Origin of the sequence: Rhodoferax sp., assembly GCF_028688795.1 — a bacterium.
Taxonomy (GTDB): Bacteria; Pseudomonadota; Gammaproteobacteria; order Burkholderiales; family Burkholderiaceae_C; genus Rhodoferax.
In genome coordinates this window covers 20,947-35,994 of sequence record NZ_JAQTXM010000002.1, presented here as the reverse complement: position 1 = coordinate 35,994, position 15,048 = coordinate 20,947, and the positions used below count along the sequence as shown (strand labels likewise).

The following is a 15,048-nucleotide window of genomic DNA, read 5'->3' as shown; positions in this document are numbered from 1 at the left end:
GTAAAAAAGGGGTTTTGGGGTTTCGGCCGACTACCCTTAGGCAGCCGGCGACTGGGCTTCAATGGCCAGCGCGTGCAGGCCTTGATCCATGAAATCTTGGAGCGCATCATACACAAGCCTATGCCGGCTTACGGCGGACTTGCCGACAAAGGCCGCAGTTGTGATACGCACCCTGAAATGGGTGCCAAAACCGGTGCCATTGGCCCCGGCATGACCATGGTGTTGGGCGCTTTCGTCAATCACTTCAAGGTGGGTTGGTTGCAGCACCTCTTGCAGGCGTTGCTGAAGCTGTTCGGCGGTTGGAGTGCTGGTCGTCATGGTGTGGGTGTGTTGGATTCGTCAGCCGTCAAATAGCGCGAAATGTAGAAACCTTGCCCGACGATGAACACCAGCGGAAAAGCGTAGCCCCAGAGCTTGAAGTTCACCCATGCTTCTGTGGTGTAGTTGGCTGCCACATAGGCATTGATGAGCGCCATGAAGGCACTGTAGATGACCCAAAGCATGTTCAGCCGCATCCACACTGGTTCGGGCAGGGTCAGCTGGCTGCCCAGCAGCATTTTCAAAAAGTTCTTTTTGTAGACCCAGACGGCAATCGCCAGCGCGATCGCCATGGCGGCATACAGCACAGTGGGTTTCCATTTGATGAAGCGGTCATCGTGCAGCACCAGCGTGAGTGTGCCAAACACCAAAATCAGCGCCAGCGTGATTTTGTGCATCATCTGCAGTTTGCGGTCAATGCCGTAAATCAAGGCCATTTGCAGCACGGTGGCCGCCATCAGTACGCCAGTGCCGATGTAGATGTCGTACATCTTGTAGGCACCAAAAAACAGCAGGATGGGGAAGAAGTCGATCAGTATTTTCATGTTGGGGTGAAGTTTAACGAAGCCGAGTTCATGCAGTAGCGCAAACCGGTGGGCGCGGGGCCATCGTCAAACACATGGCCCAGATGGGCGCCGCATTGGGCGCAGACGGTTTCAACCCGGGCCATGCCGTGGCTGCGGTCGGTGATCTCATTGATGGCGCCCGGCACTGCCAGCGAAAAGCTGGGCCAGCCGCAGTGCGCGTCAAACTTGGTGTCGGCGTCAAACAGCTTGTTGCCGCAACAGATGCAGTGGTAGCTGCCGTCAGCCCAATGGGCCGCGTATTTGCCCGTAAAAGGGCGCTCGGTGCTGGCATGCCGGGTGACGGCGAAGGCGCCGGGTTCGGCCCCTTTTTGGGCCAGCAGGGCTTGCCACTCGTCGTCTGTCTTGCTGATGGGGTAGGGCATGAAGGCCTCCGTTTGAATGGATAAAAATGTGGCGCTAAGAAATGTCGCGCTAAGAACTGCAACTGATGGCAATGCTGGCGGCCCAGTCAGGTGGAAAACCGGCCCAAGGCTCATGCTCAGGGTGCTCGTCAAAGGGCCGCTCCAAAACTTTTAGCAAGTCCGCTAGCACAGTGAAGTTCTTGAGCTTGGCAGCTTGGATGGCTTCTTCACCCAAATAGTTTCGCAACACAAACTTGGGATTGTTTTTATACATTAAACCGGCCGATAGCCCTTTATTAGTAAGCGTAAGCAGCTCTAAATATCGTAGCATCCAGGCATCGAAGATAGGTCGCTGCAAAAACAGGTCGCGCACCGGGTCAAACGCGTCGGTGGCAACGGCGGTGCTCAAACGCCGCCAGAACAGGGTGTAGTCGACCCGGTCTTGCGCCATTAGATTCAGCAGGTCTGCCAGAAGGGTCTGGATCAGCGCTTTGTGGCTCTCAGAGCCAGCGGTGGATGTATTTGAGTGACTGTTTGCCGAAGTTTCGGTCGTCCCCAGCGGCTCGTTCACTGCACCCGCAGCATCTACCAAACCTAGCTTGGCACGCATCAGTTGGTACAGCTTGTCTTTGAAGATCGCCTCGAACGTTGCCAAGGCCTGCAGGGCAAGTGGCTGGTCTTTGATCAAGGGCATCAGCGCCTGCGCCAGCGCATACAGGTTCCAGTGGGCAATTTCTGGCTGGCGCTCAAAGGCGTAGCGGCCACCGCGGTCGGTGTGGTTGCAAATGTGGCCGGGCTCAAAAGCATCCAGAAACTGAAACGGGCCGTAGTCCATGGTCAGACCCAGAATGCTCATGTTGTCGGTGTTCATCACGCCGTGGCAAAAGCCCACGGCTTGCCAGTGCGCCACCATGACGGCGGTGCGCTCGGTCACTGCCTGCAGCAGATTGGCATAGGGGTTGGCATCTAAGGCTTCGGTGGTGAGGCAGGCCGGGTAATAGCGCTCAATCACGTAATCAGCCAGCGTTTTCAGCGGGGTCAACTGGTTGCGCGCGGAAAAGTGTTCAAAATGACCAAAACGAATGAAGCTGGGGGCTGTGCGGGTCACCACAGCTGAGGACTCAGGCGTTTCGCGCCACACTTCATCGTCGGAGCCGGTAACACACAAGGCACGTGTGGTGGGAATGCCCAAAGCCTGCATGGCCTCGCTGCACAAAAATTCGCGAATGCTGCTTCGCAACACGGCGCGGCCATCACCCATGCGCGAATAAGGTGTTAGGCCCGAGCCCTTGAGTTGCACCTCAAGGCCGTTGGCCTCGCCCAGCAAACAAGCTCGGCCGTCGCCCAATTGCCCGGCCCAGTTGCCAAACTGGTGGCCGCTGTAGACGCTGGCCAGCGGCTGGGTGCCGCTGATGGGCAAGTTGCCGGACAAGGCCTGCAGCAGGTCATCTGTGTTTAATTGGCTGCGCTCCAGCCCCAGTAAATCTGCCACGGCGTTAGAGCGCCCCACCCAGTAGGGCGCACCCAGAGGCTGAGGTGCCAGCGGGGTGTAAAAGTCACGCCCTAACTGGTGAAAACGGTTGTGCCACGCCAATTTGGTGTGGACGATTTTAGGGATTTCGCTGGCTGCATTCATCACCGAATTGTGGCGTGTCGGGTACAAACTCAGTGTGGGCAGGGACAAAACCGGTATTCACCTCGTACCATTAGGGTTTTTGTTGGTGTCCGCGCAGGCCTATGTTTCTTGATCGCTTTCAGTTGCAGTCACTTAAAACCCGTGTTTCCCTGTTGACACTGCTTGTGTTCGGGTTGAGTTTCCTGTCGCTTGCTTTTTATACCAATGCACTGCTTCGCGACGAACTGTTGCGCTACACCGGAGAGCAACAGCGCTCGGCCCTCAACTTGCTCACCGCTGAAGTCAATCAGGGCCTGCAAGACCGGCTGAGCGCGCTCAAGAACGAGGCCTCTCTGGTCTTGCCGGCGCAGCTGGGCGATCCGGCTGCGGCCAAAGCTTTTTTGGCTGAACGTGCGTTTCTGTCCGGTCTGTTCAACGGTGGCCTGTTGATGTGGAGCACGCCAGGCTTGCCACAGGCCGAGATGTTTTTTTTGAAGGATGGGTTGGGTGCCAGCGGATTGACGCCACCGGAACTTGCCAGGGTGCTGCAAAACGGCGAGCCTGTAGTTGGCAGTATTCAGTCCCATGCCTCCCTGAAAACGCCGGTGTTCACGATGGCGGTACCCATTCGCGACCCAAAGGGCGCCGTCATTGGGGCATTGGCCGGTGCGATTCGGCTTGATCAAGCCAATTTCTTGACCCAATTGGCGTCCCATCGTTATGGAAAGACTGGAAACTTTTTCCTGATTGATGCCAGCCAGCGACTGATCTTTGCCACGTCTGACGCACCGCGCGTGATGGAGGTGTTGCCTGGCCCAGGTATCAGCCCCTGGATTGACCGGTTTGTTGAAGGTTTTGAGGGGACGGCGCGGCTTATTAATCCGCATGGGGTTGAGGTGTTGGTCAGCATCCAGCAAATCCCTTTGGCGAACTGGTACGCGTCGGTCACGCTCACGCCTGAAGAAACCTTTGCGCTGATTGACGCCATTAAGCCAAACGCACGCCTGGCCGCGCTGCTGCTGGCGCTGGTGAGTCTGGCGTTGATCTGGTGGTTGTTGCGTAGGCAACTGGCACCCATGACGGCGGCACTGCAAACGCTGGATGGGTTTGTACGCCATGACCAGCCGCCGCAAGCCTTGCCCGTGGTTCGGCAAGACGAAGTGGGTCAATTGGTGGGGGGCTTTAACCGTCTGCTTGACACCTTGCTGCAGCAGCAAAAAGTGTTGCAGGACAGCGAGACACTCAAGCAGGCAGTGCTCAATTCGGTCACCGCTGAAATCGCTGTGTTGAGCCATGATGGCCTGATTCTGGCCACCAACGATGCTTGGCGGCGTGCACAGGAAGCCACGCCAGACCAAGGCCAAAACATGCCGGGGGCAGGTGCGCCTGAAGGTGCTGATTTCCTGGCGATCTGCCAGGCCGCCGCTTCAGAAAAAGAGCCAGGCAAAGAGACCGGTAAAGAGCCGGGCGACGCCATGCCCATCACGCGCGGGATTCGGGAGGTGCTTGATGGCCGTTTGCCACGCTTTTACGTGGAATACCAAAGCCGATCGACGCCACATCAACGCTGGCTGAGCATGAGCGTGACAGCGCTGGAAAGTCAGGCACTGCGGGGCGCGGTGGTGTCGCTGGAAGACATTACCGTGCGCATGCTGATGGCGCAACATGTGCGCCAGTTGGCATTTAATGACCCGCTGACGCAGTTGCCCAACCGTCGCTTGGCGTTGGAGCGGCTGAGCCAGCAGCTGGTGCGCGCGCGCCGGACCAAATCGCGGCTGGCCCTGTTGTTTATCGACCTCGACAAGTTCAAGCCGATCAATGATGAGCTGGGGCATGAGGTGGGTGATTGGCTGCTACAGGCCGTGGCACAGCGTATTTTGAGTTGCGTGCGCGCCTCTGACACCGCCGCGCGCATGGGCGGTGACGAATTTGTGGTGCTTCTGCCAGACCTTCAGACCAGTGATGACGCCTTGGCCGTTGCTGAAAAAATTCGCAGCCTGCTGGCGCAGGAATTTGTCACCAGCCAAGGCGTGGCCCTGAGTATTTCGTCGAGCATTGGCGTGGCGTTGTACCCAGACCATGGTGACACCGATAAAGACCTGCTGCGCATGGGCGATGAGGCCATGTACCGGGCTAAAAAAGGTGGGCGAAATGCCGTCATGTTGTGCCCGCCGATCGCTTCGCAAGATGCTGCGGACATTGCACCAAGCGCACGCCCGTCTTACGTCCATTTGCGCTGGAAGGTGGCCTTTGAATGTGGTCTCCCGGAGATTGACGACGAGCACCGGCAGTTGTTTCAACTCGCCAACTCGCTGCTGGATCAAGTGCCACTGACTGACCAGCAGCCGCTGGCCTTTGATGCCGCGTTTCACCATCTGCTAGACCACGTGAAAGCCCACTTTGCGCATGAGGAAGCCATCCTCTTGGCGCATGGTTATGACCAACTGGCGGTGCACGCGCTACAGCATCAGGCGCTGATCACACAGGCTAATGCCCTGTTTATGGCAGCTCGGGCAGGCGGCGGGCAAGCCGCTGCTGATGGCAAATTGGTCCATTTTTTGGTGAATGACCTGGTTGCATGGCACATGCTGCATGCTGACCGGGCATTTTTTGCGACCTTGGCTCGTTCGCTCTGACGCCTTGATCGGTTGCCACGCGTCGCACAGGTGACGGCAAGTCCGCGCTGCGCATGGTTTGGCAGTACGATGCTTTTCTGCATAAAAACCCAAAGGAGACACCCATGCTCGGACTGATGCAAAACCAACAGCTGTCGATTTCGTCACTCATCGAATTTGCCGCGCGCCACCACGCTGAGGGCCAAATCGTGTCGCGCCGGGTCGAGGGCGACATCCATCGCTACACCTACCTTGAGGCGGCGCAGCGCTCGCGCCAATTTGCCAATGCGCTTGACACCTTTGGCCTGAAGATGGGTGAGCGCGTGGCATCTATCGCCTGGAACGGCTACCGCCACCTTGAGATGTATTTTGGTGTCAGTGGCTCGGGCCGTGTGCTCCACACCATCAACCCGCGCATGTCGCCTGATCAAATCACCTGGGTGATGCAGCATGCACAAGACCAGATGGTGTGTTTTGACATGACCTTCCTGCCCATTGTTAAAGCCATTCACAGTAAGTGCCTTGGCGTGAAACACTGGGTGGCGCTGTGTGATGCGGACAAGCTGCCTGCAGATACGGGCATACCCAACCTGCTCAGTTACGAAGCCCTGCTGGCGGCGCAACCCACCAGCTATCAATGGCCTGAACTGGATGAAAACACGGCGTCAAGCATGTGCTACACCAGTGGCACCACGGGCAACCCCAAGGCGGCGCTGTACAGCCACCGCTCCACCGTGCTGCATGCGTATGCGGCGGCCTTGCCCGATGTGATGGGCATCTCGGCGCGCGATGCGATTCTGCCGGTGGTGCCCATGTTTCACGTCAACGCCTGGGGCATTCCGTATTCGGCCGCGCTCACCGGGGCCAAGCTGGTGTTTCCCGGCGCGGGTATGGATGGTAAATCCATTTACGAACTGATTGAGCTGGAGCAGGTGACCTATGCTGCGGGCGTGCCCACCATTTGGCAGATGCTGCTGGGCCACATGGAGCCCAACGGCTTGCATTTTTCCAGCCTCAAACGCACGGTAATTGGTGGCTCGGCCTGCCCACCCGCCATGATCACCGCGTTCAACGACAAATACGGCGTGGAAGTGCTGCACGCCTGGGGCATGACCGAGATGAGCCCGCTGGGCACGCTGTGCACCCTTAAAAACAAACACCTCAGCCTGTCTGACGACGACAAGATGAAGGTTCGCCTCAAGCAGGGCCGCGCCATTTATGGCATTGACATGAAAATTGTCGATGGCGAAGGTAAAGAGTTGCCGTGGGACGGCAAAACCTACGGCGATTTGCTGGTCAAAGGCCCTTGGGTGTTGCGCGAATACTTTCAGGGGGTGGGCGACGCGGCACCGGTCATGCCCTTGGTGGATGGCTGGTTCCCCACCGGCGACGTGGCCACCATTGACGCCGACGGCTACATGCAGATCACCGACCGCAGCAAAGACGTGATCAAGTCGGGCGGCGAGTGGATCAGCTCGATTGACATCGAAAACATTGCTGTGGCGCATCCCGGCGTGGCCATGGCCGCCTGCGTTGGCATGGCGCACCCCAAGTGGGATGAACGCCCGATTGTGGCGGTGGTGAAAAAGCCCGGGGCCGAGTTGACGCGCGAAGAATTGTTGGCCTTTTACGAGGGCAAAGCCGCCAAATGGCAGATTCCCGACGACGTGGTGTTTCTGGACGCGATTCCCATGGGTGCCACCGGCAAGATGCAAAAAAGCAAGCTGCGCGAGGTGCTCAAGGACTACCAGTTGCCAGATTTGCGCTGATGGTCCGGGAGTGATTGTTGGCCGGTAGATACGGCCGAAGCCACCACGTTATCTACCAGACACAAAATGCACGCACTCATAGTCCGTCCTGAAATCTGGCGTCGGGATCTGGGCGTTCGACGAGGCCTGACACTCTGACTCGGTTGCAAAGGTTTCCGGAAACCTTTGCAGTTCGATTTTTTCATTCTGGGCGTTGCTGGTTTGCCAGGCCCCGTAATAGTAGTCGGCTCCACTTCCGCCACACGCAAAAAGCATCGATGTTACCAAGGCAAGGGCAAGTAGTTTCATGATGATCCACCCGGTTGAAATTCAAACTTGGGCGCGATGCGCATGACGCCCTGAATGCTTTGGATGTCGCAAGTTCGACTTGGGTCCAGGCGTTCAGGGTATGTTGCCAGGCGCTCCGGCGAAGGTCAGGCGCGTGTCTCTGGGCGGCGCCGCCGACTCAGCCCGAAACCAATGGCGCAAGCACCCAGCAGCGACAGCATCGAGGGCTCCGGCACCACGTTACCAGTCAGATGCCAAAGCCCGTTGAGTTGCCAACCATCCGCTGTGGCGCTCTCGAAGTTCTCTGCAAACCGAGTAGCCCCACCATCGGTTACCAGAATGTCGTCAACACGCACACCGGGAAAGTTGTTGTTGACATCGTCCAGCGGGTCAAAGCTGAAGGCCAGCCGGATTGATTGATTGGCGAAGGCGCTCAGATTGACCGTGATGCTGGCGTAACCAGGTACGCCGCCCCATTCGGGCACCAGAACGCCGCCTAGCGAAGGCGAGGAAGATGCCAGAATGTCGTAGCCGAGGGATGCCCCGTCTGTTGAGGCCCATAGCGAAAATTGGTCATACTCGTCGGGTAATGCATCCGGGCCGTATTCATCACCCACGAAAACCTTGAATGTCAAGGTTGACGCCGCCCCTATGGCAATTTCTGGGCTGAAGGCCAGAAACAATGTGGGATCAGCTACGTAGGCGTTGTAGTCAATGTTGTAGTCGCCATTGGGCACGCCTCCAGCGGTTTCGTTTTGCACGAAGCCGAGGGCATAACTGGCATGGGCTGGTGCCGCAGCACTCAGACACAAAGCGGAAGCAATTGCAAGACGGGTCAGGGTCTTGCGCATTTGGATAGAGGTTTTCATCATGGGCTCCAAGGTGTTGCCTGCCGAAGCTTGTGTTCGACCTTCGGCCTCAGGCAACGTTAAGTTGAACTGGCTTGACTCATTTCACCGTTCCGTTGCGGAAATAGACGTCGGTCACCACCCCTTCCTGCTGCATCCACAGCGACTGCAGGTTCTTGCCGTTTGGCGAAGAACGCAGTTGGGTTTCAGATTGCCGCGTTACGCCGCCCGCCAGCAACTGCTTGACCTCAAACGTGCTGCCAAAGTTGGTGGTGCGTGTCAGCCAGATGTCCAGTGACTCCGACACTGCGCTGTTGGTTTCCGTGCCATAAGAGGCGAAAAATACATCGGGTGCCTGCACATCGGCCGAGTCGCCGGTTGCGGTGTTGTTCGGATTCAAAATTGTCCCCGGTGTACCCACAATGCGTGGCTCCACCACCCGGATGGTGTTGCTGCGAATGCCTGAGATGTTGGAGGGCGCAGCCCAGGTCACCCCGCTGTCTTTCGAGACCGTGACGTAGAAGTTGTAGGTGCTCGTGGGTGGCACGGCAACTGACGCCAGCATGTTGGGCGTGTAGTCGAAGCCAACAGCGATATTGCCGCCACGCAGAACACCACGTTGCGCCAAGGCGTTGTCAGTGTCTTTAGCGCCCAGCAGGTTGCTGAGATTTTTGGCTGCGCTGAAAGGCTCAATGTCTGAGGGACGAAGACCTGTCGAGGCTGGATCAATCACGGTGTTCTTCAATCCGCGTTGCATGATGACGTTGGACTCGGCGCCGGGCGTATTGACATTGGTCTGGCGGTACAGCAACACCACCCGCAGGGGTGACGTGCCAGCTGACGCATCACCCTGGGACAGGAAACGCACGCGACGTGAATTGAGCAGCGGGTCAGACATCACCGTGCCAGCACTGTTGGTATCAGGTGCGTTGTAGGCGAAAGAATGGTAGATGATCTGCTTGCCAAAGAGTTCGGAGTCACCCTTGGTTTCTTCGTAGGCAACGATGGCTGTACCACCCACGATGGCCAGATTGGGCCGCGAGGCGCCACGCGTGTTGGTGATGGGATCGTTGTCTGAGAGTGGCACGCTGGGAGTCGGAAACTTCGTTCCATTCTCGAAGTCTGCTTTTGTGAGAAAGCTGTACCAGACATTGGTGCCTTTGCTGACGGATGCGCCTGAAGCGCCTTCTCCGGGCCCTTCAGCCTGACCCTGCTTCAGGCCAGCTGGATCTGCTTGCCAGACGATGCCAAAGCCGCCAGTCAAAAGATTGGTTGTGGTAAAGCCAGCTGGCACGTCTTCGTCAATGTCCATGGCACCATCGGTGATCTGCTGTGTGATCCAGGTGGCTCCGCCATCGGTCGTCCTGGCTGACCATAAGCACTTGTAAGGCTCGGGGCCGGTGGTCAAGTTCAAGTTGACTTTTTGCACTGAACTGGGCTGCGTGGGGTCGGCCAGGTCGCGGCAGTAGGAGCTACCCCAGGTCACCAGCGTGTTGGCGCCTTTACCGCTGGCGATGGCGCCGGTGGCTGGGGCAAAAATGTTTGGTTTGCCGTTGGTTGTGGGTAGGGTGTAAACGAGACTGTCGGGCCCGGTGAGCGTCACTGACGTTCCAGCATTGTTGGTCAGTGCCGTGTGGCTCCAGGTCGCGCCGTTGTCGATGCTGCGGGCGATCCAGATATTCTGGCCGGGTGCTCCCGAGTAGTTGTCCGCATAGACCATGAGCGTGGCGCGCACGTCGTAGGTTGCGAGCGCGGTTGACGACTTATAGGCCTGCCCGACCATCTTGGCTTTGAAAGCATTGGACCAATCCGGCACTTGGTTTGACACCAAGGTTGGCGTGGCCAAAACCAAGGCTTCCGCAGCTACCAATGCGCCGTGGTAACCCGAGGTGGTGGCAGCAAACAAGGCTGCTACTGCAGCTAGCTTCTGTTTTTTTAACATGATATCCCCTAGATAAATGGTATGGGTCATCCACGCTGTTGCGGACTGCATCACCATCTTCAAGGCGCCCGGCCCGTTAACCGCGTGGCCTAGGCCTGAGCACTAAATATGCCCATGAAGGTGCAAGGGGTAAAAGCATTGATTAATCAATGACTTATAAAAGTGCGTGGTTTTTTTGACAAAAAATTGACGACAACTTGTCAAGTTTCCTGACACGCCAGGGTCATTGCTGGCTAAATGATTTTGAAATTTCAGCCACTAGCCGAAGGTCAATTGAGAATGCGCAATTAGTCGTTGCTTTGGTAGAGTTTGACTTTGTAAAGGCCTCCTTCAATTGCCGGCGTCAATCGAACGGTCGTTCAAAAATAATCAAAAAAATGATCAAATTTGTTTAAAAAATCTCCTCAAATGGAGGCGAGATTTTTTGGGCTGTAAGTTTTTTCGACATATTTTCATTACTGAGTCAGTTTCCACTTCATTTTTTTCCAGCCGGCATGAGCTTTTGTCCCATCCGCGACAAACCTAGGGCTTGTCCGTAGTCATGCTGTCATCAACACTTCCTACAATTAAACGAACGATCGTTCTATTTTTTGAAAAAGGAAAGCACCATGACCGCTGAATACGCCGTGCAGGGCAATGTTGCCGTGATCACCCTGAACAACCCGCCCGTGAACGGCTTGGGGCTGACGACCCGCGTGGCGCTGACTGATGCGCTGGCCAGGGCGCTTGCGGATGGGGCTGTCAAAGCCATCGTTCTCACGGGCGCTGGCAAGGCCTTTTCAGGCGGGGCCGACATCACCGAATTTGGCTCGCCCAAAGCCTTTCAGGAGCCGAACTTGCTCAGCGTGATTTTGGCCTTTGAGGCCGCCACCAAGCCGGTGATAGCCGCCGTGCACAGCGTGTGCATGGGTGGCGGGTTGGAGCTGGCGCTGGGCTGCCACTTCCGCATCGCCGCACCTGGCTGCAACGTGGCGCTGCCCGAAGTCAAGCTGGGCCTGCTGCCCGGCGCCGGTGGCACGCAGCGCTTGCCGCGTGCGCTGGGTGTGGAGCCCGCGCTGAACATGATTGTGAGCGGCGAGCCGGTCAAGAGCGAACTGCTTTTCTCACTGCCAGGGCAAAAGCTGTTTGACAAACTGGCCACGTCACCCGACACCTTGCTGGCCGAAGCTCTGGCGCTTGCGCAGGACGTGGCCGATGTGCGCCCCTTGCCACTGGTGCGCCAGCTGCCGTGCATCCACCCGCAGGGCGACGCGTATTTTCAGTTTGCCCGCAACATGGTGGGCGGCATGGCCAAACATTTCTCGGCGCCGCTCAAATGTGTCGACGCCGTAGAAGCTGCCACCAAACGCCAGTTTGACGATGGGCTGCGTTTTGAGCGTGACACCTTCGTCAACTTGATGTGGACCCCCGAGAGCCGTGCCCTGCGGCACATCTTCATGGCCGAGCGTGCAGCGTCAAAAATACCTGATGTGCCCGCAGATACAGCGCAACGTGCTATTAAATCTGTGGCAATCATTGGCGCTGGCACGATGGGCAGCGGCATTGCCATGAATTTTCTCAACGCCGGTGTGCCGGTCAAAATGCTGGAGTCGCGCCAGGACGCGCTCGACCGCGGTGTGGCCACCATCCGCAAAAATTTTGAAGCGCAAGTCAAAAAAGGCAAGCTCAAGCAAGACAAGTACGAGCAGCGCATGGCGCTCCTGTCAACCACCTTGAGCTACGACGACCTCAAAGATGCTGACCTGGCCATTGAAGCCGTGTTTGAAGACCTTGGTGTGAAACAAGCCGTGTTCAAGGAACTCGACCGAGTGATGAAGCCCGGCGCCATTTTGGCCAGCAACACCTCCACGCTTGACATCAACCAAATTGCCGCTTTCACCCAGCGCCCGCAAGACGTGCTGGGCCTGCATTTCTTCAGCCCGGCCCACGTGATGAAACTGCTGGAAGTGGTGCGCGGTGAGCAAACTGCCAAAGATGTCCTGGCCACGGTGATGGCCCTGGCCAAAAAGATCCGAAAAACTGCCGTGATGTCAGGCGTGTGCGACGGCTTCATTGGCAACCGCATGATCGACCCCTATGGCCGCCAGGCCGGCTTTTTGTTGGACGAGGGATGCACCCCGGCGCAGGTGGACAAGGCGATGGAAACCTTTGGCTTCGCCATGGGGCCGTTTCGCATGAGTGACTTGGCGGGCAACGACATTGGCTGGGCCGTGCGAAAGCGCCGTTACCTTGAGGCGCCTGACCTGAAATACAGCAAGACTGCCGACTTGCTGTGTGAGCAAGGCCGCTTTGGCCAAAAAACCAGCGCCGGCTGGTATGACTATGTGCCAGGCAAGCGCGACGCTGTGCCCAGTCTGGAGGTGGTCAACATGATCGAAGACCACCGGGCCAGCCTTGACATCACCCCGCGCAAAATTTCAGACGAAGAAATTGTGCAGCGCTTGGTGTTTGCGCTGATCAACGAGGGCGCCCGCATTCTGGAAGAAGGCTTCGCCGCACGCGCTGGTGACATCGACATGGTGTATTTGCTGGGCTACGGCTTTCCACTTTGGCGCGGCGGCCCGATGAACTACGCCAACGAGGTCGGCCTGTTCAACGTGGTGCAGGCCATGCAGCGTTTTGCCCAGAATCCGCTTGACGATGCGGCTTTTTGGCAGCCAGCGCCGCTGCTCGCCGAGCTGGCGGCTGAAGGTAAAACATTTAGCTAAATGTGCCCTCTAGACCTTATAAATAAAGCGTAAGTAGCTATTAATTCAGGAATAAATATGACATCCGCCCTCATCGTTTCCACCGCCCGTACCCCCTTGGCCAAGAGTTGGAAGGGCGCTTTCAACATGACCCACAGCGCCACGCTGGGCGGCCACGCCGTGCAACACGCCTTGGCCCGTGCCGGCATTGACGCCGCAGAGCTTGAAGACGTCATCATGGGGTGCGCTTTTCCCGAAGGTGCCAATGGCTACAACATTGCGCGCCAGATTGCCTTGCGCGCCGGTTGCCCGGTGTCGGTGCCGGGCATGACGGTGAACCGCTTTTGCTCATCGGGCCTGCAAACCATTGCACTGGCCGCGCAGCGCATCATGGCGGGCGAGGGCGACATTTACGTGGCGGGCGGGGTGGAAAGCATCTCATGTGTGCAGCAAGAGATGAACCTGCACATGCTGCGCGACCACGAGTTGATGAAGACCAAGCCCGAGGTTTATATGAGCATGCTGGAAACTGCCGAGATCGTCGCCAGGCGTTACGGCATCACTAGAGAAGCCATGGATGACTATGGCGCGGCCAGCCAGCAAAAAGCGGCCGCTGCCCTGGCGGCGGGTTTGTTCATGGCCGAGATTGCGCCCATCAGCGTCACCATGGGTGTGGCCGACAAAACCCGGGGCTTGATCACCAAGCAGGTGACTGTCAGTGTTGATGAAGGCATTCGCCCCGGCACCACTTATGAGGGCATCAAGGATTTGCGCCCTGCATTGCCCGGAGGCGTGGTCAGCGCGGGCAACGCCAGCCAGTTTTCTGACGGCGCTGGCGCCGTGGTGGTGATGGACGAGCGCACCGCCCAGCGCAAGGGTTTGAGCCCGTTGGGCCGGTTTTTGGGCTTTGCGGCAGCCGGTTGTGAGCCCGATGAAATGGGCATTGGCCCGGTGTTTGCCATCCCCAAAGCGCTGGCCCGCCTGGGGCTCGAGGTGGACGACATCGATCTGTGGGAAATCAACGAAGCTTTTGCTGTGCAAGTGATTTATTGCCGCAACAAGCTGGGCATTGACAACGCGCGCCTGAATGTAAACGGCGGTGCCATTGCCGTGGGCCACCCTTATGGCGTGAGCGGCCAGCGCCTAGCGGCCCATGCACTGATCGAAGGCAAACGTCGCGGCGCCAAACGTGTGGCAGTCAGCATGTGCATTGGCGGTGGCATGGGGGCGTGCGGGGTGTTTGAGGTGTTGTAAGACCTTGCGCTGACTCCCATTGTTTTGGTATATTGGTGTTTTAGCACCAATGTGAGGTATCACCATGAGCCGTTTGACCATTACGTTGTCCGAACCACGCTATCGCGCGCTGAAAGAAGCGGCGGCCCAGCGCGACAAGACCATTGGTCAGTTGATTGACGAAAGCCTAGACTTTTACGGCATCAAATCACGCGAGCAAGCGCAAAACTTGGTCAGCAGGGCGCGCACACGCAGTAGTCTGAGCGATGAGCAGGCCATGTCGCTGGCACTCGATGCGCAACACGCCGTGCGCCACGGACTGTGAGCCAGTTTTTCATCATTGACACCAACATTGTGGTCGCAGGTGTGCTTACCGCGCACTCAGATTCGCCGGTGGCGCGAATTCTGGACGGCATGCTTGGCGCAGCTTTTGGTTTTGTTTTGTCTGAGCCGCTGTTGTCTGAGTACCGAGCCGTGCTGCTACGGCCGCATTTACAAAAAATGCATGGTTTAACTGAGGTTGATATCGACACCGTTTTAATCGATTTGGCCCGGCACGCCATTGTGTTAAACCCGGTTGCTGACGCAGTGCTGCCCAGGGCACCTGACCCAGGCGACCAGTTCCTGTGGGATTTGTTGTGCAGCCGCACGGATCTGGTGCTGGTCACTGGTGACAAATTGCTGTTAGCAGATACTTCAATGCAGCCCCGCGTGATGTCGGCCCAGACGTTCGTTGCGCAGTTGTGGCACTGATTCGCTATCAAAGCCTCACCATATTGCGCAATTAATTAAAGGACTAGAGGCCAATTTGCGTGTGTAAACGCGC

General features: G+C 57.5%; 13 protein-coding genes. 6 read left to right on the top strand and 7 right to left on the bottom strand.

What is annotated here, in order from left to right:
• Positions 1-36: 36 nt before the first annotated feature.
• From PHQ58_RS01765 to PHQ58_RS01750, 4 genes are read right to left on the bottom strand one after another with little or no spacing between them, the layout of a single operon-like run.
• Positions 37-318: a BolA family transcriptional regulator gene (locus PHQ58_RS01765; protein WP_300106133.1), complete on the bottom strand. Its 282-nt coding sequence runs from the start codon at positions 316-318 to the stop codon at positions 37-39.
• Positions 315-863: a septation protein A gene (locus PHQ58_RS01760; RefSeq protein WP_300106132.1), complete on the bottom strand. Its 549-nt coding sequence runs from the start codon at positions 861-863 to the stop codon at positions 315-317. The genes PHQ58_RS01765 and PHQ58_RS01760 overlap by 4 nt, the downstream gene beginning before the upstream one ends.
• Positions 860-1,267, bottom strand: coding sequence for a peptide-methionine (R)-S-oxide reductase MsrB (msrB, locus tag PHQ58_RS01755; protein WP_300106130.1), 408 nt, complete (start codon positions 1,265-1,267; stop codon positions 860-862). The genes PHQ58_RS01760 and msrB overlap by 4 nt, the downstream gene beginning before the upstream one ends.
• A gap of 49 nt (positions 1,268-1,316) precedes the next feature.
• Complete coding sequence (locus PHQ58_RS01750) at positions 1,317-2,882, bottom strand: YdiU family protein (protein ID WP_300106682.1); 1,566 nt, start codon at positions 2,880-2,882, stop codon at positions 1,317-1,319.
• A 152-nt stretch (positions 2,883-3,034) separates the two neighbouring features.
• Here PHQ58_RS01750 and PHQ58_RS01745 point away from each other — a divergent pair, with 152 nt between their 5' ends.
• Positions 3,035-5,497, top strand: coding sequence for a diguanylate cyclase (locus tag PHQ58_RS01745; protein ID WP_300106129.1), 2,463 nt, complete (start codon positions 3,035-3,037; stop codon positions 5,495-5,497).
• A 104-nt stretch (positions 5,498-5,601) separates the two neighbouring features.
• Positions 5,602-7,245 (top strand): 3-(methylthio)propionyl-CoA ligase, encoded by a 1,644-nt coding sequence (locus PHQ58_RS01740; protein ID WP_300106127.1) that lies wholly within the window; start codon positions 5,602-5,604, stop codon positions 7,243-7,245.
• A 48-nt stretch (positions 7,246-7,293) separates the two neighbouring features.
• Here the strand turns inward: PHQ58_RS01740 and PHQ58_RS01735 are convergent, their stop codons facing one another.
• The 3 genes from PHQ58_RS01735 to PHQ58_RS01725 all read right to left on the bottom strand — a co-directional run bounded on the left by PHQ58_RS01735 (position 7,294) and on the right by PHQ58_RS01725 (position 10,302).
• On the bottom strand, positions 7,294-7,533 hold the full coding sequence (locus PHQ58_RS01735) for a hypothetical protein (protein ID WP_300106125.1): 240 nt from the start codon (positions 7,531-7,533) through the stop codon (positions 7,294-7,296).
• A 125-nt stretch (positions 7,534-7,658) separates the two neighbouring features.
• Positions 7,659-8,381 carry a PEP-CTERM sorting domain-containing protein gene (locus PHQ58_RS01730; RefSeq protein WP_300106123.1) on the bottom strand — a complete coding sequence of 241 codons (723 nt, stop codon included), beginning with the start codon at positions 8,379-8,381 and terminating at the stop codon, positions 7,659-7,661.
• Between the two features lie 79 nt (positions 8,382-8,460).
• Complete coding sequence (locus tag PHQ58_RS01725) at positions 8,461-10,302, bottom strand: hypothetical protein (protein WP_300106121.1); 1,842 nt, start codon at positions 10,300-10,302, stop codon at positions 8,461-8,463.
• 608 nt (positions 10,303-10,910) lie between these two features.
• On the opposite strand from PHQ58_RS01725, the gene PHQ58_RS01720 reads away from it, so the two are divergent.
• The 4 genes from PHQ58_RS01720 to PHQ58_RS01705 all read left to right on the top strand — a co-directional run bounded on the left by PHQ58_RS01720 (position 10,911) and on the right by PHQ58_RS01705 (position 14,975).
• Positions 10,911-13,010, top strand: coding sequence for a 3-hydroxyacyl-CoA dehydrogenase NAD-binding domain-containing protein (locus PHQ58_RS01720; protein WP_300106119.1), 2,100 nt, complete (start codon positions 10,911-10,913; stop codon positions 13,008-13,010).
• Positions 13,011-13,067: 57 nt separating this feature from the next.
• The gene (locus PHQ58_RS01715; RefSeq protein ID WP_300106117.1) at positions 13,068-14,243 is read left to right on the top strand and encodes an acetyl-CoA C-acyltransferase; all 1,176 of its coding nucleotides are present in this window, start codon (positions 13,068-13,070) and stop codon (positions 14,241-14,243) included.
• Positions 14,244-14,307: 64 nt separating this feature from the next.
• Entirely contained in the window at positions 14,308-14,547 is a 240-nt protein-coding gene (locus PHQ58_RS01710; RefSeq protein ID WP_300106116.1) for a CopG family transcriptional regulator, read from the top strand.
• The gene (locus PHQ58_RS01705) at positions 14,544-14,975 is read left to right on the top strand and encodes a putative toxin-antitoxin system toxin component, PIN family (RefSeq protein ID WP_300106114.1); all 432 of its coding nucleotides are present in this window, start codon (positions 14,544-14,546) and stop codon (positions 14,973-14,975) included. The genes PHQ58_RS01710 and PHQ58_RS01705 overlap by 4 nt, the downstream gene beginning before the upstream one ends.
• Positions 14,976-15,048 lie beyond the last annotated feature (73 nt).